This window comes from Streptomyces sp. NPDC012825, from assembly GCF_042900925.1.
Taxonomy (GTDB): domain Bacteria; phylum Actinomycetota; class Actinomycetes; order Streptomycetales; family Streptomycetaceae; genus Streptomyces.
Window position 1 is genome coordinate 63,125 of record NZ_JBIBBZ010000023.1, and the last position, 19,304, is coordinate 82,428.

Here is a 19,304-nt window from a genome sequence, read left to right on the forward strand (position 1 = left end):
CTTTCAGTCCTCGGAGGGGATGACGTAGAAGGGGAAGACGAGGTTGCGCGGGTTGTTGGCGCCGCGCACCCGGTAGCGGACGTCGATGTGGAGGGTGGTCGGCTCCTCGGGGGAGGGGGAGACCGTGACGTCCTCCACCTCGATGCGCGGCTCCCAGCGGTCGAGCGAGGTCGTCACCGCGTACCGGATCCGCCCCATCGTCTCGTCGTTGACCGGTGCGAACACCAACTCGTGGACCGCGCAGCCGAATTCGGGGCGCATCGGCCGCTCGCCCGGCGCCGTCGCCAGCACGAGCCGCATCGACTCCTCGATCTCGCGGTCGCGCCGGACGAGCGCGACGGAGCCGCTCGGACCGGTGCGCAGGGGGAAGGCCCAGCCCGCGCCGACGAAGTGCTCACTCAAGGGAACGTCCCCTCCTCGTACCGTGTGGAACGCGTGGCATCAGAACGGCAGGTTCGCCACGACCGGATTGGGCATCGGGACCGTCGAGGTGATGAACGACGGCGCGTTCACGACGGCCTGGGTCAGCGCCGACACCTTGAACTTCGCCCCCGCCTTGATGTCCACGCCCATCCCCGCGCTCAGCTCGATCCGGCCCACCGCCGAGAGCTTCAGGTCCGCCCCCGACTCGACCGTCACGCCCCGGGCCCCCGTGATGGTGACCGTGCCGTCGCTGTCGACGGTCAGGGTGGTGCGGGCCTCGTTCAGCTCGACGCTCAGACCCCCCTTCGAGGTGCGCAGCCGGATGCCGTGCGAGGCGCGCGTCCGGCCGCCCTCCTCGCGCAGCTCCACCGTGTGGCCCGTGCGGGACGTCAGGGCGCGCCACTGCACCCGCCCGCTCGTCGGGTCCACGGGCGGGACCCGGTCGGTGGCCGGGGTGTGCCGGTCGACGCCGTTGTACAGCCCCGCCAGGACGTACGGATGCTCCAGGGAGCCCCGGTCGAAGGCGCACAGCACCTCGTCGTCCACCTCCGGCAGGACCAGGCCGCCGCCCCCGCGCCCGCCGAGCTGCGCCACCCGGCACCAGCCGCTCTCGTACGTCGCCGACAGCCACGGGAAGCGCAGCCGGACCCGGCCGAGCGACAGGGGGTCCTTGGTGTTGGTGACGAGCGCGACCGCCACGCCCGGCATGGGCGGCGCCGGCTCGCCGCCGCCCGAGGCCGTCCCGTACAGCGAGCGGAACTGCCGGCCCGACACCGTCAGCCAGGTGACGAACTGCCGCCCCGACGCGAAGACATGACGTACCCCGGTCGCCGTGTACCGCCCCTCGAAGGGGAAGCCCGCGCCCTTCACCGCCACCGGCTGCCCCGGCTTCAGCGCCGGATTGCCCGTGACGGACACCTCCACCTCCGCGAACGAACCGGTGACGTCGTCGGCGAGCGCCGAAGCCGCCTGCGCCACCTCCGCCTGCGTCGTGAACGGCGTTCCCGTAGAGGCGAGTTCGGCCGCGCCGAAGGGCGCGGTGAGCTGCGCCGGGGTGATGTCCGAGACGATGTCCCGGCTCGCCGCCGCCGGCGTCGGCGAGGTCAGCGCCTGCTTGGTGCGCGGGTCCCAGCCCCGCACGTCGACCCTCCCGACCTGCCCGGCGGCCGTCACCGACACCCGGCTGTGCAGCGTGTTCGCCCCGAAGTCCAGGACGTACGGGCTGGCCGCGGCCGGCGTGGTGTCGGCGGGCGCGGCGGAGGCCGGCGGCAGCGCGGCGAACACGAGCCGGCCCGCCGGGTCCAGGGAGAGCCGCACGTCGTTCTCCCGCGCGAGCCGGGACAGGAAGTCCCAGTCCGTGATGTTCGGCTGGGTCGCCAGCTCGTACACCGTCGGCGTGGCGTCGATCCGGCCGATCGGGACGCGGTTGAGCCCGGCGAGCTTCCGCACGATGTCGGAGGCCGTCATGTTCGGATAGCCCTCGACGCGCCGGTTGCGCAGCAGCCGGTGGCCGGGGTCGTACCCGCGCAGGATCAGGTACCGGCCGTGGCCCGGCGCCGCGTCCACCTCGACGGCCGTGACCTCCCCGGTCAGCATGGGCTCGCCGAGCCGCCCGTCGGTGAACGGCGAAAGCACCGCCATCGCCCCGACCTTGAGGAACGGGAAATTCTCGGTGAGGGTGCCGTCCTTGTCGCCGAACGTCAGCTGGAACGCGGACGGGACGTTGACGCTGGCGTCCACCCAGCCCTCGGTGAGCCGGACCGCCAGCGGGTCCGGCAGCGGCGTGCCGTCGAGCTGCACGTGGAGGACGGTGGTGAAGGTCTTCTCGCTCATGGGGCGCCCTGGGTCTCCGGCAGATCGGTGGTGGACGGGAGCAGCAGTTCCGTGCCGGGGCGCAGCCGCATCGGGTCGTCGATGCCGTTCGCCTCGGCGATGACCCGCCAGCGGGTCGCGTCGCCGTACTCCCGCCAGGCGAGGGAGGCCAGCGAGTCCCCGGCGACCGTGCGGTGCGCCCGGCGGGCCGAGAGCGCGCCGGAGGTCGGGTTCTGCTTCCTGGTCGCGGTGGCGACCTCGGTGAGGGAGAGCGAGCAGGTGGCGCGGATCGGCACCCCGCTGGGGCTGAACAGGGTGTACGTCGCCGCGACCGAGGTCACGTACGCGACGAACCGCACGGTCGAGAACGACCCCCAGGAGAACTCCACCCACGGCGGCGAGGGCGCCTTCGCGTCGATGCTCTGCGGGGTCACCTCGCAGCAGGACAGCAGGAGTTCGACCTGCTGCTGCACGTCCTTCGAGGACGGGGAGGCGGACCGGTCGAGGAACACCTCCAGCTGGAGCCGGGCCGGCTCGCTGCCGGTGAACTTCGGCGGCGCGCCGCGGGTGTACGCGACGGCCGGCTCGGTGTGCCAGTGCGCCGACCGGCTCAACTGCAGCTGGTCCGGGTTGAACTGGAACCTCACCTCGCCGATCCGGCCGCCCATGGAACCGCCGAGGTCGGCGGGCGGCTGGTGGATGGCGAGCGAGGCGCGGGAGAGGCCCCGGGCCGCGGTCCCCGCCATCTCAGGCGCCTCCCGCGTCCGTGAAGCCGTGGTGCGCGATCTCCAGGGTCTCGGTGGCCACCGCCGGGTTGACCGGGTCGAGGGTCGGCCCCGTCCAGCGGACCGGCAGCACCTCCACGAGCCCCCACTGCGCGACGACCGAACCGTTCGCGCGCAGGGCCGCGATCTGCGCCGTCGGGCGGGTGATCCCGGTGGCGAGGGACGAGATCCAGGCGGCGACCTTGGCGGTGTCGGCGGTGAGCGGACGGGTGAGCCGGATGGTGGAGAAGGTCACGCGGGTCGGGAGCTGCCAGACGAAGCCGTTGTTGCCGCCCTCCTGGCGCCGCTCCACCTCCACCTCGGAGGCGAGGCCGTCGCAGCCGTTGAACAGGCCGAGGTCCTGGCCGTCGATCGTGAGCTTGAAGAAGACGGTGGACGCGGGGTCCGGCTGGGTGGGCATGAGGCGGTCTCTCGGGTAGGGGCGGGCGTTCGGGTTCTTCGGGCGGACCGGCCCGGTCAGCGTCCGTGGTCGCGGAGCCGGCCCACCCGCTCGCGGTCGGCACGCAGTTCGGCGCGCAGGAGCCGGGAGAGGGGGGTGACGAGACGACGGGCCAACTCGTCGAGATGGGCGGGGGATTCGCCGGCTTCGCCGGGGGTGGGGGCGGCTGCGGGGGCATGGGCGGCGCGTTGTACGGGGGCGGGGGCGGTCGTACGACGGGGGGCCGCCGGGGCCGGGGCCGGGGGGACGACGGTGGCCGTCCGCTGGAGCGGGACGGGCACGGAGGGTGTCTCGGGGGCGCTCCGCCGCTGCACGGCCACCGGCCGTGCGAGCGGCCGTGCGGCGGCGGGCGGGACGACGGGGACGACCGGCCGGGGGGCGGCCGGGCCGGGCGCGGTGAGGGGCGCGGCCTTCACGGCGGGGGTACGGGGAGCGACGGGCGCGCTCGCACCGTCCGGCAGGCTCGGGACCAGCGCCCGGCCGGTGGCCAGCGGAAGCACGCCCGACCGCCGCGCGGGGGAGGCGGCGGCCCGGGGGACGCCGGGGACGGTGACCAGGGGGACGGGCGCGGGGGGAGTGGGCGTGGTCACGGTCGCGGAACGCCGTGGGGCGGGGCTGACGACCGGAGGGGTCGTCGCCCGCTGGACGGGTCCCGGAGCAGGATGAGGAGTCTTCTGCTGGGCGGGCTCGGTCGGAGACGGGGGCGGGAGGGGTGCCGAGGAGGGCGTTTCCCGCTGGGCGGGAGCGGTCGGAAGCGGTGCCTGGAGGGGCGCTTCCCGCTGGGCGGGAGCGATGGGAAGCGGTGTCGGGAGAGGCGTCCCCTGCTGGTCGGGTGCGGCCTCGGACGGAGCGGAGGCGGAGGCCTCGGAGGACGCGGACGGGCGGGCGATCGGAGCCCCGATCGGGGAACGACGGGACACACTGCGCGCCCTGGCCACCGGCACCTCGCCACCGGACCGCCGCACGGGCGCTCCGAGCCCGGCCCGCACCGGACCTTGCGGAGCGGCCGGGGCCGTCCGGGGTGCTCGGTCGGCCGGGGGTGCCGGAACTGGTGCGGGCGTGGGAACCGGCGTGTGTACGGGAACCGACGTGGACGAGGACGCGGCCGGGGACTCCGGGTGTACGGGGAGGGCCGGGTTCTCGTGACCTGTCGGGCGGGCGGGCGGGGTCGGGTGCTTCCGGACGGCGGGGATCGATCGGGGCGCCCGGTCGGCCGGAGGCGCCGGGTGGGCGGGAGCCTCGGCGGTTGTGTTCGTTCGGGCAGTCGGAGTTGCCCCGGGGGCCCGGACGCTCGGGGGCGCCGGAGCCGCCGGGGGCGCATCTGCGGCCGGGCTCCGCTGGATGCTCGGGAGGACAGGAGCCGCCGGGTGGGCGGGAACTTCGACGGTCGGGTTCTTACGGGCAGCCGGAGTCGCGCCAGGGGCCCGGACGTTCGGGGACGAGGGAGGTGCGGGTGCGCCGATGGCGGGGGCGGCCGAGTTCTGCCGGACTGTGGGAGATGCCGCTCCGGGTGCGGGTGCGGGTGCGGGTGAGGTGGTGGTCCCCGGGTGCGGGGGAGTGTTCGGGGTTGCCGGGTGCGTCGGCTGTGCGGGAGTGGCGGTGGTGGGGGAGGTCGAGTTCTGCCGGGCTGTGGCGGATGCCGCTTTGGGCGCGGGTGAGGTGGTGGTTCCCGGGTGCGGGGGAGTGTTCGGGGTTGCCGGGCTCGTCGGCCGTGCGGGAGTGGCTGTGGCCGGGGTCTTCCGAGCCGCCGGGGGCGCAGGAGACGTGGTGGGCGGGGTCGGGCTCTTCTGTACGGACGTTTCGGTCGTCGTGGGTGCGGGGGCCGGCGTCGTGGCCGTCGTGGTCCAGTCGGCGCCCGGGGCGCGTCGGGTGCGGCGTACGACCGGACGGCGCTGGACCGGGGCGTTCGGCGTGCCGCCGGGAGTCCCGGGCCCCGTGGGGGAAACGGGGCCCGGGACGATCGGGGACCGCCCGGCAGCCGGAGGCTCCGGCGCGGAGGCGGGGGCGGTGGGGGAGACGGGGGCGGTGACGGGAGTCTCTTCGTTCTCCCGTGCGCGCGTGGCCGCCGGACCCGCCGGCGTCAGGCGGCGCGGCGGTTGTACGGGCCGGGCGGAGAGCAGCGGTGAGCGTCGTACGGGTCCCGGGACGACCGGGTGCGGGGCCTTCGGCACCGGCCGGACCGGATCGCTCGTGGGCATGGTCGCGGCGGCACGTCGCACGGACGGAACCGGGTCCGGGACGGCGGTCTCGTCCCGTACGGGAGCAGCCGTGGCCCCGTCCCGGCCGGGCGGTACCGCCGCCGCACGCTGGACCGCCCGTGGCACTCCGGTCCCGCCGACCGGACCCGGTCCCGGGGCGACGCCCGCCCCCGTACCAAAGGTGTTCCCGCCCCGGCCGGACGGCACGGAAGCCGCTCGGGCGACCGCGACCGCGTCCGTACCCGGAGGGGCGACCCGCCCCGCCGTTCCCGCCACCGGCAGCCGTACGCCCGGGAGTTCCGCGTGCGACGGGGGGACGGGGCGCACCGCGTCCAGGAGGACGCCCGCGGGGGCGTCCGGGAGGGCGCCGTGGCCCAGGTCGGTCCGGAAGGAGGGGTTCCAGTGGGTCGCGAGGGACGCGGCGAAGCCATGCTCCGCGACGGTGTGCGGCGCGTCCAGGACCCGCCGCACGGGCGGCAGCGTCCGCCACGCGTCACCGGGAGCCTTCACGGCCTTCACGGCCTTCCCGGCCTCCACGGACGCGCGCGGCCTCCGCGACCGCCACCTCTCGAACATTCCCACCGTCTCCGCCCTCCCTTCCCCGTGACCCCGTACTTCCGTGACCGCCCCTACGCCTGGGACCGCTCCACCAGCGACGCCGTCCGCGCCACGTACCCGCGCCGGTCCGCGTGCTCCAGATCGAGGATCTCGTCCATGCCCCAGTGGAGATGGAAGGCGAGGTACGCGGTCTCCTCCTCGATCCGGTCGGCCGCGTACGTCACGATTCCCCCAGGCGGCTCCCGGCCAGTTCGACCTCGAAGGACTCCTCGCAGTGCGGGCAGGCGACGGCGGCCCTGGTGTGGCCCTCCGCGTTGATCTGCCGGTAGAAGTCCTGGAGGAACGCCAGGTCGGAGGCGAACATGCTCTCCACCGTCCCGTCGTGGACCGACGGGAGCGTGCCGAGCCGGGTGATGACCCGGCCGAGCAGCACCACGGACAGGTAGGCCGGGTTCTCGCGGACCCGGACGTCCCGCAGCGGGACCAGCTCGTCCCTGGCCGTGGCCAGCCGCATCGCCCCGCTGCGGTGCACGGTGCCCGCCTCGTCGACGAACCCGCGCGGCAGCTCGAACTCGAACTCCGTGCGGAGCGGTTCGTGCGGGCGGTGGTCCTGCCGCGCTCCCGTCGGCCCCTCGCGCCGCATCAGCCGGTCGTCAGCTCTTCGAAGGTGATGGTGACCTGCTCGGTCAGGGCCGCGGCCTCACCGGCCTTGGCCCCGCTCACCTCCACCTTGGTGCACCAGGCGTTGCGGAGGTTGTACCGCTTCACCTCGTTCAGCTGGTAGTCCATGAAGATGATGGACGCGTTCTTGCGTGCCGCGCCCATGTCGCCCGCGATGGAGGACGCGATCCACTGGCTGAACACGGCGGACTGGGTGGCGCCCCGGGTCACCGTGCACTCGCCGGCCTTCTTCACGCCGGGGAGCTTCTTGACGATCGGCTTGCCGTCTGCCGAGACCTGCTGGAACTCGATGACGTCCTGCTCCATCGTGAGGCTGCTGACCTCTTGGAGGGTCTCGACCATCACACCGTCGATCTGCAGGCCGAAGTTGTGGGCGGCGAGGGCGTCGCCGGCGGCGAGGGCCATGAGGGGTCACTCCTGTTCGTGTGGCGGACCCGCGGGCCGGTCCGTACCGGACCCGCGTGATCGCGAAGGGGGTTGGTGTGCGAGGGGGCAGTGCGGCGCGGAGGGCTACTCCTCCAACTCGCCGCCCCCGCCCTGGAACTGGGCGAGGCGGAAGACCACGAACTCGGCGGGCTTCACCGGGGCGATGCCGATCTCGCAGACCACGCGGCCGAGGTCGATCGACTCCGGCGTGTTGGTCTCCTCGTCGCACTTCACGTAGAAGGCGTCCTCGGCGCGCTGGCCGAACAGGGCTCCCTGGCGCCACTCGTTGACGAGGAACGCGGAGATGTTGCGGCGGATGCGGGCCCACAGCGCGTGGTCGTTCGGCTCGAAGACGACCCACTGCGTACCGACGAGGATCGACTCCTCCAGGTAGTTGAAGTAGCGGCGCACGTTCAGGTAGCGCCACGCCGGGTCGGACGCGAGGGTGCGCGCGCCCCACACGCGGACGCCGCGTCCGGGGAAGGAACGGATGCAGTTCACGCCGACCGGGTTGAGCAGGTCCTGCTCGCCGCGCGTGATCTGGAGCTCCAGGTCGACCGCGCCGCGCACGATCTCGTTGGCGGGGGCCTTGTGGACGCCGCGCTCGGTGTCGCTGCGGGCCCAGACGCCGGCCATGTGGCCGGACGGCGGCACCGTACGGGTCTGGCCGGTCGCCGGGTCGAACGACTTGATCCACGGGTAGTAGAGCGCCGCGTACCGGGAGTCGTAACCGGCGGTCTCCTGACGCCACCTGCGGACGTCGCGGGCGTTCAGGCCGGGCGGCGGGTCGAGGATCGCCATCCGGTCGCCCATCAGCTCGCAGTGCGCGATCAGCCCGAGCTGCACGGCCTTGACCTGCTCCAGGTCGACGAGCCCCTGCTGGTAGGCGGCCATCAGGTCCGGCACCGCGACCATGTTGACCTCGTCGAGCGCCTCCAGGCCGCCGAAGCCGGTGCGGTCGGCCGAGTCGCCGATGAACCGGCCGGACTCCGGTACGGCGGAACCCGTGGCACCGGTGGCCTGCACCGGGACCGGTACGGGCGCCTGCGCCGGCGGGGCGAGGGTCACGGTCTGCGCGTCGGGCCTGGCGAGCTGTCCGCCCGCCGCGGCCTCCTCCAGGAGGATCGTCCTGGAGCGCTGCCTGACCTGCGCCACGACGTAGTTGCGGGCGCTCTTCTTCGCGGAGGCGTCGAAGCTCTCGACGACCTTCTCGCCGTCCTTGACGACCAGCTTGAAGCGCTCGGTCTCGCCCTCGACGTCCTGCACCTCGACGGTGAGCGCCCCGCCCGCCCCGGTCCCGGCGGTGAGCGCGGCGACCCGGAAGGAGCCGAGCGCCACGGCCTCGCCGGCCACGAGCTCCCGCGGCGCGTCGGCCCCGTCGGCTCCGGCGGCCTGCGTGGCGTCCGGGGTGCCCTGCGCGTCCCCGCCGCCGACGCGCACGACGTACGCGGCGCTGCCGCCGTTGTTGAAGAAGCCGTACACGGAGTGGGCGAGGTAGTACCCATCCGTGAAGTCGCCGAACGACGCCACGTACTGGGACCAGTTGGTCACGAGCACCGGCTCGTCGAGCGGCCCGGTGGGCGCGAGCCCGACGAACGCGGCGACCGAGGTCCCGATGCCCTCGATGGGCCGGGAGCCGCCGGCGACTTCCTCGATGTAGACGCCGGGGGACAGGTAGGTGGGCATGGCGGAGACTCCTGGAGGGGCGGTCGGGCGGGCAGTTCGGGCGGGAGGCGGTTCGGACGGGCGGTTCGGACGGGCCGGGTGCGGAGGGAACGGGTCCGCCCACCTTCCCCGCGGCCGTGGACGGCGGTCTCGGGCGGCGGTCGCGGCGATGCTCGGGAGCGGCGGTCTCGGGCGGCGGTCGTGGTGGCGTTAGTGAACGGCGGTCGTGGTGGCGTTTCGTGGACGGCGTTCGCGGTGACGTTCGTGGACGGCGGCCGTACGCTTCCGACCCTGCCGCCCCGCCGTCCGCCCGGGCCAGGGAGGAAGGGGCGGTCGCGGGGGCAGCCGCCCCTGCCCTCACGGACACCCGCGTCCCCCGTTCCTCACGGGCGGCCGCGCATGCGACGGCGGGACCCCGGGTAGTACGGCTCCGGCGGCGACCGGACCCGGGACGCCCGGAGGGGCGCCGGGGCACGCCGTCCTGCCCCGGACCGGGGACGTTCGGGCAACCGGACGCCGGTCCCGCGCCCCTAGCCTTCGCCCATGACCATGTGGACCTCTCTGGACCCGGCCGAGGCGACCGTCGAGCCGGGGGCCCGGACCTCCGCCCGCCTGCGGGTGCGGAACACCGGCGACACCGTGGAGGAGTACCGGCTCTCGCTGGTGGGCAGGCCCGCGGGCTGGTCCCGGGTGGAGCCCGACGTCCTCCGTCTCTACCCGGGCAGCGAGGGGACCGCCGAGATCTCGTTCGCCCCGCCCCGCTCGTCGGACGTGGAGGCCGGACCGGTCGCGTACGGCGTCCGCGTCGACCCCCGGGAGAACAGCGGCGCCCGCGACGTGGTGGAGGGCCGGCTGACCGTCACCCCCTTCACCGAGACGCGCGCCGAGGTGCTGCCGCCCGCGCTCTCCGGTCGCCTCCGCGGGCGGGCCCGCATCGCCGTGGACAACCTCGGCAACACCCCGTTGACCGCCTCCCTCGTGGTGCGCGACGAGGCGAACCGGCTCACCTTCGACGTCCGGCCGAACGCGGTGCAGATCGCTCCGGGCCGGGCCGCCTTCGGGGAACTCGTGGTCCGGCCGCAGACCGTGCGGTGGACCGGGACCGAGGAGTCGCACCGGTTCACCGTGGCCGTCCGGCGGGCCGGTGACGACACGGCCCTCGACCTCGACGCCGCCTTCGACCAGCGCCCCGTCCTCGGGACCTGGCTGGTGGTGGCGGGCGGGCTCCTGATGACCGCCGCCGTCGCCTTCGCCGTGCTCTGGTTCGGCTTCTCGCCGAAGATCGTCAGCGCGGCCAAAGACCTCCGGTCGACGGCCGAGCCCCGGCCCGCCCCGCAGGGCAGCGGGGACGTGCTCCCCGTGGCGCCCCCGCCCTCCGGCACCGACGGGCCCGCGCCGGGCGGGAACGGGCCCGGCGGCGACGCCCCGCCCCCCGCGGACGGCGGAGCGCCGCCGCCCGGCGGGGGAGACCCGGACACGGGCGGCGGCCCGACGGGGGGAGGGCCGACCGGCGGCGGCTCGGGCGGCGATCCGGGCGGCGGCTCCGACAACGGGCCGGGCGGCGGATCGGGCGGCGGCGGATCGGGCGGTGGCTCGGGCGGTGACGGCGGGGGGAACGAACAGCCCCCTGCCCCGCCCCTCGCCGCGCCCGTGCCGCCCTGGGTGCCCGGATCCCCGAAGGACCTCGTCGTCGAGTTCGCCCAGGAACGCCTCGCGCACCTGGGGTCCGCGAACCCCTGCAGGCTCGCGCCGGGCTGGAGCGCCGGCGTGATCGACGCGCCGACCCGGGACTCCCTCGCCTGCTACCAGCACGCCGTCGTCGACGACGGCGAGAAGAACGGCAAGAACTCCGCCGCGATCCTGGACACGGACCGGGAGGGCACCCTCGGCCCGGCCACGCTCACCTCCCTGTGGGCCCAGGGCATCACGCCCGACAAGGCCCGCCCCGGCGGCACCAGTTGGGAGACCACCCAGCTGATGGCCGCCTTCTGGGCGGCGTACAACCGGCAGTACAGCGAAGCCGACTTCACCCGGGCCCGCGTCAACGCCCGGCACGGCATCGACCACTTCCGCACGGGCCGGGACGAGACCAGCCGCTACAGCACCCAGGTCGAGGCGAAGATCCGCGACTACCAGGCGGCCGTCGGCCTCGATCCGACCGGCACCGTCGACTGGCCGACACTCCGCAAGATGATCGGCGGCAGCATCATGTGACCCCGACGGCTCGACGGCTCGACGGCCCGTCGGCCCGTCGGCCCGTCGGCCCGTCGGCCCGACGAACGGACGAACCGACGGCCCCGAGGACTCGACGGGCCCGACGACTTCGATACGCGGAAGGGGGCCACCCGCACGGGTGGCCCCCTCCTCGCACGCGCCCGGCGGCCGTCACGGCGCCCAGGGCAGCCCCGCGTCCGGCACCAGCCGGCCCGCCTTCCGGTACTCGCGCCGCGCGCCCGCCCGTACGTCGGCACCGGTCACCGCCGACCCGCGGGCCGCCGCCAGATAGCCGGCCGTCACCGCGGCCGACCGGATCGCACCGCCCGCCAGCTCGAACTCCTCGGCGCAGCGCGCGATCTCCCCGTCCACGTCCGCCGCCCTCGGCGTGCCCGCCAGGGAGGAGTGCCAGAGCGACGCCCGCAGGGCGGCGTCGGGGAACGGGAACTCCACGACCAGGTCGAGCCGGCGCGTGAACGCCTCGTCGATGTGGGACCGGAGGTTGGTGGTGAGCACCGCGATCCCGTCGAACGCCTCCAGGCGCTGGAGCAGGTACGCGCTCTCCAGGTTGGCGTACCGGTCGTGCGAGCTCCGCACCTCCGACCGCTTGCCGAAGACCGCGTCGGCCTCGTCGAACAGCAGGACGCAGTCCGTGCGGTCCACCTCGGCGAAGATCCGCTCCAGGTTCTTCTCGGTCTCCCCGACGTACTTGTCGACCACCGACGAGAGGTCCACCACATAGAGATCCAGGCCCAGTTCGCCCGCGACGACCTCGGCGCCGAGCGTCTTGCCGGTGCCCGACTCCCCGGCGAAGAGGGCGACGACGCCGCGCCCGCGCCCGCCGCCGGTCCGCAGCCGCCACTCGCCGAGCACCCGGTCCCGGTCGCGGGCCCGCCCGGTCAGCTCGCGCAGCAGCTCCAACGGCTCCTGGGGGAGCACCAGATCGGCGAAACCGACGGCGGGCCGGATCCGCCGCGCACGGCTGTCGAGCAGCGGCGCGGAGACCAGCCGGGCACTGTGCCGCACGTGCGCGAGGGTCGGCGCGGTCCCCTCGAACGCGGCGAGGGCCCGCGCCGAGCGGGCCGCCCGGCGGATCTGGTCGTCACCGAGCCGGTACGGGGCGACGGCCCGTTCCAGGTCGAAGTCGCCCTCCAGCGGGCCGAGTTCCCGCCGCCACAGGTCGCCGTCGCCCGTCGGCCCGTCCGGCGCGTCCAGCGCGAGCAGGTCGGCGTCCGGCGCCCACCGGGGGTCGGGCGCGCCGGTGCCGGCGAGGACCACCGTCACGGAGGCCGGGACCAGTGCGCGCACCAGCGGCCCCGGGTCCGGCGGCAGCGGCTCGACGACCACGGCGGCGCCGCGCAGCCGGGCCTCGCGCAGCAGGGCCCGCGCCGCCGGCGCGTCGGCGGACTCCGGCCGGTACCGCAGCACGGGCCGTCCGGCGCCCCGCAGCGCGGCGACCACCGCCCCGGTCCCGGCCCCGGGGGCGCGTTCCCGCAGATGTACGGAGACGGGCCACGCGACGGCGATCCGCGCCGCGAACGCGGAGGACGCACCGGTGACCACCGGCGGTAGCAACTCCACATGCTTTCCCGCGAGTTCCGCGTCGAGGCGGCCGTCGTCGCCGAGGAGGTGCGCCACCACCCGCTCCGGCACGCGCAGTTCCCGCCCCGGCAGCGGCCGGTCCTCGTCCGCGACCTCCAGGAGGCCTTCGGCACGCAGCGGGGCGGCCGGGTGGAAGCGGTCGCGGCCGGCCGGGTCGAAGGGGTCCGTGCCCGCGAGGTCGAGGGCGAGCCCCGCGGTGGCGCGGCGGCGGCCGACGTCGTCGTTGAGGTAGCCGTAGAGGACCTCGAAGCCCCGGTCCACCTCGGGCGCGAGCGCCACGAGGAGGATGTGCGCGTCGAGTGCGGAGAGACCGAAGGCCCGCGCGAGCCCGGCCACCCGACCCGCCCCACCGGTGTCCGGCAGGACGGCGCCGATGCCCGGCAGGGCGGCGCCGGCACTCCGTACGACCTCCGTGTCGTGCACGGCGTCCGTGCCCTGGGCGGCCCCCGCCTCCCGTACCGCGCCCGGGGCCGGGCCCGTCGCGATCCGGCGGGCCGTCTCCTGCGTGACGTACAGCCCCCGCAGCGGATCGCCCGCCGTGGGGTCCCCCGCGCTGCGGGCGTCCACGAGGGCGGCGACCCGGGAGCGCAGGGCGGCGACCAGAGCGAACACGTCCCCGTCGCCCGTACCGTCAACGCCCATGTCCGCCCCCGGCCTTCCACTCGGGGGTGGTCGGCCCCGGCCGCCGCAGCATCCGGGGCCGGGAGTCGGCCGGTACGCCGTCGATCCCGCGGACGACGAGCTCCGCGCCCACGGTGACCGGCGGCGCCGGATCGTACGCCGGGGCGACCGGGAACGGCGTGACGACCACGACGTCCAGGGACGGTTTGAGCTCGCCGCCCAGCGCCGACCAGATCTCCGCGAGCGACCGCGATTCGGCCGGCGGCACCGCGACGGAGAGCGGAAGGGCGGTGGAGACCCGGCGCACCGACTCCGGCACCACCTCGTCCGGCAGCACCTCGTGGGGCAGCAGCAGGGCCAACGCCCCCGAGAGCAGGCGGTGTTCGTCCTCGGGGCGGGCGGTCCAGGCCGTCACCAGGTACGAAAGGCGGAACCAGCGCACCGGCCGGCGGCGGCGCGTCACGATCCCCCGGACGTCCCGCTCGGCGAGGACGCCGCGCTCGCGCCGCTCCACGTCCTCGCGGATGTCGTACAGGTAGGCGTTCAGGGTCGGCTCGTTGCGGCGGGCCGCCCAGTCACGGGTCGGCGCGTCGAAGGCGACCTCGCCCGTCACGGCGGGCGCGAGGAGGCGGCGCAGCGCCCCGTCGATCTCGTGGATCATCAGATGTAGCCTTCGCGGAGCGCGTACGCGACGGCATGCGCCCGGTTGGTGAGCTGGAGGCGGGTCATCAGGGCGTGCAGGACGTTCTTGACGGTGCGCTCGGAGTAGGCGAGCCTCTCGCTGATCTGCCGGGTGTCCAGGCCCTCGGCGAGCAGCCGCAGGACGTCCACCTCGCGCGGCGCCATCCCGAAGAGCGGCACCGTCCCGCCGGCCGACGCGCCCGTCGCCGTCGCCCGCCGGAGCCGGCCCACCTGGTTCAGGAGCCGGCTGACCAGGTCCGGCGGCAGTTCCCCCTCGCCGCGCGCCGCGCTGTGCACGGCGCTCAACAGACGCTGTTCGGTGGCCTGGTGGCGCCAGATGATGGCGCGCACCCCGTACTCGACCACCGACAGCAGGTCCGGTTCGCGCAGCTCGCCCGCGACGAGGACGACCCGCTGGTCCCGGCCGCGCAGCAACCGTCGCAGCTCGGCCGTGGTCGACTCGTCGATCCGGTCCGCGAGCATCACGGCGACGGCGGGAGCGTCCCGGTCCTCCGGATCCCGGCCCCGGTCCCGATCCGCCCGATCCCGATCCCCCTGGTCCCGCTCCTCCCGGCCCTGCCCCTCCCGGCCCCGTTCCCCCTCCGTCCGCTCCGGCAGGACGTCGAGGGACGGCTGGTGCCGCAAGTGGCTGATCAGCCCGGCCCGGCTGAGCGGATCGGACGCGTGGACGGTCACCGTCACCCGCTTGGTGAGCACTTCCGCTACCTGCTCCTTCTCGCGCGCCCCGGCCGTCCGGGCGTGGTCGGCGTCCGGTACGGAAGGCGGGGCGGCCGCGCCGGTGCCCCCGGGCCGGTGTCCGGCACGCACGGCGATCCCCGCGGTCTGCTGGCCGTGGCCGGCGCACGCCGACCACGATGGTCGCCACCAGCCTGCCGCGCGCTGCTCACGTCCCGCTGCCGTCGCGCTAACGCTTCCGCCGACACCGTTACCGCGCCCGGCCTCCGCTTTCGGCGTCGTGCCGCGCGGTTCTATGGTGGGCGGCGCAGATCGCGCGGACCGCGCGGTCCTCCGCGGGCACGCGCCCGATCCGGCGGCCATCCCGGCGGCAGGGTCGCCCCCGCACGACACGAACGAGGAGTTCCATGGACATCGCAGGCTCCGCCGCTCTCGTCACCGGCGCCGCCTCCGGCCTCGGTGCCGCCACCGCCGCCGCGCTCGCCGCCCGGGGCGCCACCGTCTACGGCCTGGACCTGGACAAGGCCGTGGCCGCCGCCGGGGACCTCCCCGAGGGCGTCCGGCTGCTCGCCGCCGACGTCACCGACGAGGAGCAGGTCCGCGCGGCCCTCGCCGAGATCGACGCCGACGGCGCCGAGCTGCGGCTCGCCGTGAACTGCGCCGGCATCGCCCCCTCCGCCCGGATCCTGGGCCGCAAGGGACCGCACGACCTCGACCTGTTCCGCGCCGTCCTGAACGTCAACCTGCTCGGCACGTTCAACGTGATGCGGCTCGCCGCCGAGGCCGTCGCCCGGCACGAGCCCGACGCGCACGGGCAGCGCGGCCTCGTCGTCAACACCGCCTCCATCGCCGCCTTCGAGGGGCAGGTCGGCCAGATCGCGTACGCCGCCTCCAAGGCGGGCGTCGCCGGCATGACCGTCACCGCCGCCCGCGACCTCGCGCAGTTCGGCATCCGGGTCGTCACCGTCGCCCCCGGCATCGTCGACACCCCGATGATGGCCGGCTTCACCGAGGACGTCCGGGCCGGTCTCGCCGCGAGCGTCACCTTCCCGCAGCGCCTCGCCCGCCCGGAGGAGTACGCCCGGCTCGTCACGATGATCGTCGAGCACGACTACCTCAACGGCGAGACGATCCGCATGGACGGCGCGCTCCGGATGACCGCGCGCTGAGCCTCCGTACCCTCCATACAGCACTCGGTGCCGGATCCTTCCGGTACCGAGTGCCGCGCGTCCGCACTCCCAATGCTAGTTTCGACGCATGGGAACAGCGTCGACGAACTCCACGAAGCCCGCGATGCGGGACTCCCTCATCGCCGCGGCCTTCCAGCTCTTCCTGGAGCGGGGCTACGAGCAGACCACCGTCGACGACATCGTGACCCTCGCGGGCGTCGGCCGGCGGTCCTTCTTCCGGTACTTCCCGTCGAAGGAGGACGTGGTCTTCCCCGACCACGACCAGTGCCTCGACGACATGACCCGCTTCCTCGCGGCGAGCGCGGACTCCGACGACCCGGTCGCCCGGGTCTGCGGCGCCGCCCGGCTCGTCATGCGGATGTACGCCGAGAACCCCACCTTCTCCGTGCAGCGCTACCGGCTCACCCGCGAGGTGGCCGGCCTCCGCACGTACGAGCTGTCGGTGGTCTGGCGGTACGAGAAGACGCTCGGCGACTACCTGCGCACCCGCTGGGCCGACCGCAGGGACGGCACCCTGCGGGCCAATGTGGTCGCGGCGGCCGTGGTCGCCGCCCACAACCACGCCCTGCGCCACTGGCTGCGCTCGGGCGGAGATGGCGACCCGCTGGCCGCGGTGGACGAGGCCCTGGGGTTCGTGCGCACCACCTGGGGCGCCGCCCCGGCACCGGACGCCCCGTCCGAGGAGGCGGAGGACGTCGTGGTGGTCATCACCAAGCGGTCCACCCCGATGTGGCGCGTGGTGCGCGAGGTGGAGTCGAGCCTCGGCGGGGACTGAGGGGAATCGGAGGGGTCCACCGAGGGGCCCGGATGCCTCCCGGGGATCTCGGTATCTCCGATTGAGGGAACTCAGGTCTTTATTTGATGGCACTCAGTGCCATATCTTTGCTCCATGCACGGTCGAGCCGCCGAGTGCGAGGAGAAGGCATCGTGTTCCACACGGGACTGAGGAGCGGGACCGCCGTCCAGGCCGAGGAGTCGGACCCCGACTCCGAGCTCTACTTCCAGCGCTGCCGCTGGTGCCACACCACCATGTTCCGGCGACTGCTCTGTCCGACCTGCGGGTCGACCGACCTCGCGCCCGAACTCAGCGGGGGCGAGGGGGTGATCTCCGTACGGCGCGGGGTCGCCGCGGCCGACGCCGACCTCTGGCCGGTGCACATGACGGAGGGCTTCGTGGTCCGCTGCCGGGTCGACGGACCGCCGCACGCGGTGCGCCCCGGGGTCCGGGTCAGGCTCTCCTCGGGCGTCGGCGTCTCCGGCCGCCGGCCGGTCGTCCGCCTCTGCGAAGAGGTCCCGCTCGACGGCTGGATGTGAGCGGGCCCCGGTCCCACATCGTGCGAAAGGGGCGGGTGAGTGGCACAGAGTGCCATTCACCCGCCCCTTCTCCGGTGCCGGAGGGTCAGCGGGGGCCGATCTCGTCCGTCAGCTGCGGCAGCACCGCGAAGAGGTCACCGACCACGCCGTAGTCCACGAGGTCGAAGATCGGGGCCTCCGGGTCCTTGTTGACCGCGACGATCGTCTTCGACGTCTGCATGCCGGCCCGGTGCTGGATCGCGCCGGAGATGCCCGCCGCGACGTACAGCTGCGGCGAGACCTGCTTGCCGGTCTGGCCGACCTGGTTGGCGTGCGGGTACCAGCCGGCGTCCACGGCGGCGCGGGAGGCGCCGACGGCCGCGCCGAGCGAGTCGGCCAGCTTCTCGACGACCCCGAAGCCCTCGGCCGCGCCGACGCCGCGGCCGCCGGAGACCACGATCGCGGACTCGGTCAGCTCGGGACGGCCGGTGGAGACGCGCGGGGTGCGCGAGACGACCTTCGCCGCGTTGCCCGTGAAGGCGACGGAGACGTTCTCGACCGTGCCGGCGGCCGGGGCGGCCTCCGGGGCGGCGGAGTTGGGCTTGACGGTGACGACCGGCACGCCCTTCGAGACGGTCGACCTCACCTGGTACGAGGCGGCGAAGACGGACTGGGTGGCGACCGGGCCGTTCTCGCCGGCCTCCAGCTCCACGGCGTCGGTGATCAGACCGGAGCCGAGGCGGAGCGCGACGCGGGCCGCGATCTCCTTGCCCTCGCCGGAGGAGGTCACCAGGACGGCGGCCGCCCCCTTCTCCTTCGCGAGCTGGGTGAGCGCGTCGACCTTCGGCACGACGAGCTGCTCGGCGAACTCGGCGCCGTCCGCGACGTACACGGTGGCCGCGCCGTACTCGCCTACGGTCGCGGCGATCGACGCGGCGGCCTCGCCGGCGCCGAGGACGACGGCCGACGGCTCGCCGATGCGGCGGGCGAGCGTGAGCAGTTCGAGGGCCGGCTTGCGGACCGCACCGTCGGCGTGGTCCACGAGAACCAGGATCTCAGCCATGATTCGTTGCTCCTGTGTGGGTGTCTGGCCGGGGGCGGATCAGATGAACTTCTGGGCGGCGAGGAAGGCGGCGAGCTGCTTGCCGCCGTCGCCCTCGTCCGTGACGATCGTGCCCTGGGTACGGGCCGGACGCGGGGTCGCGGAGTCGACCAGGGTCCAGGCCCCGCCGAGGCCGACCTCGTCGGCGTCGACGTCCAGGTCGTCCAGGTCCAGCTCCTGGACCGGCTTCTTCTTGGCGGCCATGATCCCCTTGAAGGAGGGGTAACGGGCCTCGCCGGACTGGTCGGTGACCGACACGACGGCCGGCAGCGGGGCCTCCAGGAGCTCGGTGGCGGCGTCGCCGTCCCGGCGGCCCTTCACGGTGCCGTCCTCGACGGAGACCTCGGAGAGCAGGGTGACCTGCGGCAGGTTCAGCCGCTCGGCGAGCAGCGCGGGCAGCACGCCCATGGCGCCGTCGGTCGAGGCCATGCCGCAGACGACCAGGTCGAAGCCGGTCTTCTCCAGGGCCTTGGCGAGGATCGCGGAGGTGGCGAAGACGTCCGAGCCGTGAATGGACTCGTCGTTGACGTGGACGGCCTTGTCGGCGCCCATCGACAGCGCCTTGCGCAGCGCGTCCTTGGCGTCGTCCGGGCCCACGGTGACGACGGTGACCTCCGCCTCGTCCGCCTCCTCGGAGATCTGCAGGGCCTGCTCGACGGCGTACTCGTCCAGCTCCGAGAGCAGGCCGTCGACGGCCTCGCGGTCGGTCGTCAGGTCGTCGGCGAAACCGCGGTCGCCGGTCGCGTCGGGGACGTACTTCACACAGACAGCGATCTTCAGGGTCACGGCCTGTCTCCTTTCAACAGCTCAACGGTCTTGGGATTACGGGAGGTTGCGGGCCATGACGATGCGCTGGATCTGGTTGGTGCCTTCGTAGATCTGGGTGATCTTGGCGTCGCGCATCATACGTTCGACGGG

Annotated in this window: 19 protein-coding genes; 4 read left to right on the forward strand and 15 right to left on the reverse strand. The window is 74.5% G+C overall.

Annotated elements, in window-relative coordinates; translation table 11 throughout:
* Window positions 1-3: 3 nt before the first annotated feature.
* The 9 genes from ACFY7E_RS29960 to ACFY7E_RS30000 all read right to left on the reverse strand — a co-directional run bounded on the left by ACFY7E_RS29960 (window position 4) and on the right by ACFY7E_RS30000 (window position 9,008).
* A complete protein-coding gene (locus tag ACFY7E_RS29960) occupies window positions 4-402 on the reverse strand; it encodes a GPW/gp25 family protein (protein WP_389490302.1) in 399 nt (132 codons plus the stop codon).
* A gap of 39 nt (window positions 403-441) precedes the next feature.
* Window positions 442-2,256: a VgrG-related protein gene (locus ACFY7E_RS29965; RefSeq protein ID WP_389490304.1), complete on the reverse strand. Its 1,815-nt coding sequence runs from the start codon at window positions 2,254-2,256 to the stop codon at window positions 442-444.
* Window positions 2,253-2,981, reverse strand: coding sequence for a LysM peptidoglycan-binding domain-containing protein (locus ACFY7E_RS29970; RefSeq protein ID WP_389490306.1), 729 nt, complete (start codon window positions 2,979-2,981; stop codon window positions 2,253-2,255). Before ACFY7E_RS29970 ends, ACFY7E_RS29965 begins: the two co-directional genes overlap by 4 nt.
* A 1-nt stretch (window position 2,982) precedes the next feature.
* Window positions 2,983-3,420 (reverse strand): phage tail protein, encoded by a 438-nt coding sequence (locus ACFY7E_RS29975; protein ID WP_062751605.1) that lies wholly within the window; start codon window positions 3,418-3,420, stop codon window positions 2,983-2,985.
* Window positions 3,421-3,476: 56 nt separating this feature from the next.
* Complete coding sequence (locus ACFY7E_RS29980) at window positions 3,477-4,049, reverse strand: hypothetical protein (RefSeq protein WP_389490308.1); 573 nt, start codon at window positions 4,047-4,049, stop codon at window positions 3,477-3,479.
* A gap of 2,237 nt (window positions 4,050-6,286) precedes the next feature.
* Complete coding sequence (locus tag ACFY7E_RS29985) at window positions 6,287-6,439, reverse strand: hypothetical protein (protein WP_389490310.1); 153 nt, start codon at window positions 6,437-6,439, stop codon at window positions 6,287-6,289.
* Window positions 6,436-6,858 (reverse strand): hypothetical protein, encoded by a 423-nt coding sequence (locus tag ACFY7E_RS29990; protein WP_389490313.1) that lies wholly within the window; start codon window positions 6,856-6,858, stop codon window positions 6,436-6,438. Before ACFY7E_RS29990 ends, ACFY7E_RS29985 begins: the two co-directional genes overlap by 4 nt.
* Window positions 6,858-7,301 (reverse strand): phage tail protein, encoded by a 444-nt coding sequence (locus ACFY7E_RS29995; RefSeq protein ID WP_389490314.1) that lies wholly within the window; start codon window positions 7,299-7,301, stop codon window positions 6,858-6,860. Before ACFY7E_RS29995 ends, ACFY7E_RS29990 begins: the two co-directional genes overlap by 1 nt.
* 105 nt (window positions 7,302-7,406) lie before the next feature.
* Window positions 7,407-9,008 carry a phage tail sheath family protein gene (locus ACFY7E_RS30000; protein WP_389490317.1) on the reverse strand — a complete coding sequence of 534 codons (1,602 nt, stop codon included), beginning with the start codon at window positions 9,006-9,008 and terminating at the stop codon, window positions 7,407-7,409.
* A 522-nt stretch (window positions 9,009-9,530) separates the two neighbouring features.
* Here ACFY7E_RS30000 and ACFY7E_RS30005 point away from each other — a divergent pair.
* A complete protein-coding gene (locus ACFY7E_RS30005; RefSeq protein ID WP_389490319.1) occupies window positions 9,531-11,201 on the forward strand; it encodes a peptidoglycan-binding protein in 1,671 nt (556 codons plus the stop codon).
* 171 nt (window positions 11,202-11,372) lie between these two features.
* Here ACFY7E_RS30005 and ACFY7E_RS30010 read toward each other — a convergent pair whose 3' ends face one another.
* The 3 genes from ACFY7E_RS30010 to ACFY7E_RS30020 are packed head-to-tail and all read right to left on the reverse strand — an operon-like array spanning window position 11,373 to window position 14,822.
* Complete coding sequence (locus ACFY7E_RS30010) at window positions 11,373-13,445, reverse strand: ATP-binding protein (RefSeq protein ID WP_389490321.1); 2,073 nt, start codon at window positions 13,443-13,445, stop codon at window positions 11,373-11,375.
* Complete coding sequence (locus ACFY7E_RS30015) at window positions 13,435-14,085, reverse strand: DUF4255 domain-containing protein (protein WP_389490323.1); 651 nt, start codon at window positions 14,083-14,085, stop codon at window positions 13,435-13,437. Before ACFY7E_RS30015 ends, ACFY7E_RS30010 begins: the two co-directional genes overlap by 11 nt.
* Complete coding sequence (locus ACFY7E_RS30020; protein WP_389490333.1) at window positions 14,085-14,822, reverse strand: response regulator transcription factor; 738 nt, start codon at window positions 14,820-14,822, stop codon at window positions 14,085-14,087. Before ACFY7E_RS30020 ends, ACFY7E_RS30015 begins: the two co-directional genes overlap by 1 nt.
* A 386-nt stretch (window positions 14,823-15,208) precedes the next feature.
* Here ACFY7E_RS30020 and ACFY7E_RS30025 point away from each other — a divergent pair, with 386 nt between their 5' ends.
* From ACFY7E_RS30025 to ACFY7E_RS30035, 3 genes are all read left to right on the forward strand, one after another.
* Entirely contained in the window at window positions 15,209-15,970 is a 762-nt protein-coding gene (locus tag ACFY7E_RS30025) for an SDR family NAD(P)-dependent oxidoreductase (RefSeq protein ID WP_383440400.1), read from the forward strand.
* Window positions 15,971-16,058: 88 nt separating this feature from the next.
* Entirely contained in the window at window positions 16,059-16,766 is a 708-nt protein-coding gene (locus ACFY7E_RS30030; protein WP_389490326.1) for a TetR/AcrR family transcriptional regulator, read from the forward strand.
* 152 nt (window positions 16,767-16,918) lie between these two features.
* On the forward strand, window positions 16,919-17,305 hold the full coding sequence (locus tag ACFY7E_RS30035) for a zinc ribbon domain-containing protein (RefSeq protein WP_383440406.1): 387 nt from the start codon (window positions 16,919-16,921) through the stop codon (window positions 17,303-17,305).
* An 85-nt stretch (window positions 17,306-17,390) separates the two neighbouring features.
* Here ACFY7E_RS30035 and ACFY7E_RS30040 read toward each other — a convergent pair whose 3' ends face one another.
* The 3 genes from ACFY7E_RS30040 to ACFY7E_RS30050 form a co-directional block, all read right to left on the reverse strand.
* Window positions 17,391-18,347: an electron transfer flavoprotein subunit alpha/FixB family protein gene (locus tag ACFY7E_RS30040; protein WP_383441186.1), complete on the reverse strand. Its 957-nt coding sequence runs from the start codon at window positions 18,345-18,347 to the stop codon at window positions 17,391-17,393.
* 39 nt (window positions 18,348-18,386) lie between these two features.
* Complete coding sequence (locus ACFY7E_RS30045) at window positions 18,387-19,172, reverse strand: electron transfer flavoprotein subunit beta/FixA family protein (RefSeq protein ID WP_389490329.1); 786 nt, start codon at window positions 19,170-19,172, stop codon at window positions 18,387-18,389.
* 36 nt (window positions 19,173-19,208) lie between these two features.
* The coding region (locus ACFY7E_RS30050) for an acyl-CoA dehydrogenase family protein (RefSeq protein WP_365541901.1) at window positions 19,209-19,304 on the reverse strand (96 nt) is incomplete at its 5' end.

What these genes read in the sequence shown, in the direction of transcription:
- ACFY7E_RS30010 (WP_389490321.1), bottom strand. Translation starts at nt 13,445, where the DNA reads ATGGGCGTTGACGGTACGGGCGACGGGGACGTGTTCGCTCTGGTCGCC.
- ACFY7E_RS30025 (WP_383440400.1), top strand. Translation starts at nt 15,209, where the DNA reads ATGGACATCGCAGGCTCCGCCGCTCTCGTCACCGGCGCCGCCTCCGGC.
- ACFY7E_RS29975 (WP_062751605.1), bottom strand. Translation starts at nt 3,420, where the DNA reads ATGCCCACCCAGCCGGACCCCGCGTCCACCGTCTTCTTCAAGCTCACG.
- ACFY7E_RS29990 (WP_389490313.1), bottom strand. Translation starts at nt 6,858, where the DNA reads ATGCGGCGCGAGGGGCCGACGGGAGCGCGGCAGGACCACCGCCCGCAC.
- ACFY7E_RS30040 (WP_383441186.1), bottom strand. Translation starts at nt 18,347, where the DNA reads ATGGCTGAGATCCTGGTTCTCGTGGACCACGCCGACGGTGCGGTCCGC.
- ACFY7E_RS29995 (WP_389490314.1), bottom strand. Translation starts at nt 7,301, where the DNA reads ATGGCCCTCGCCGCCGGCGACGCCCTCGCCGCCCACAACTTCGGCCTG.
- ACFY7E_RS30000 (WP_389490317.1), bottom strand. Translation starts at nt 9,008, where the DNA reads ATGCCCACCTACCTGTCCCCCGGCGTCTACATCGAGGAAGTCGCCGGC.
- ACFY7E_RS29965 (WP_389490304.1), bottom strand. Translation starts at nt 2,256, where the DNA reads ATGAGCGAGAAGACCTTCACCACCGTCCTCCACGTGCAGCTCGACGGC.
- ACFY7E_RS30005 (WP_389490319.1), top strand. Translation starts at nt 9,531, where the DNA reads ATGACCATGTGGACCTCTCTGGACCCGGCCGAGGCGACCGTCGAGCCG.
- ACFY7E_RS30030 (WP_389490326.1), top strand. Translation starts at nt 16,059, where the DNA reads ATGGGAACAGCGTCGACGAACTCCACGAAGCCCGCGATGCGGGACTCC.
- ACFY7E_RS29970 (WP_389490306.1), bottom strand. Translation starts at nt 2,981, where the DNA reads ATGGCGGGGACCGCGGCCCGGGGCCTCTCCCGCGCCTCGCTCGCCATC.
- ACFY7E_RS30015 (WP_389490323.1), bottom strand. Translation starts at nt 14,085, where the DNA reads ATGATCCACGAGATCGACGGGGCGCTGCGCCGCCTCCTCGCGCCCGCC.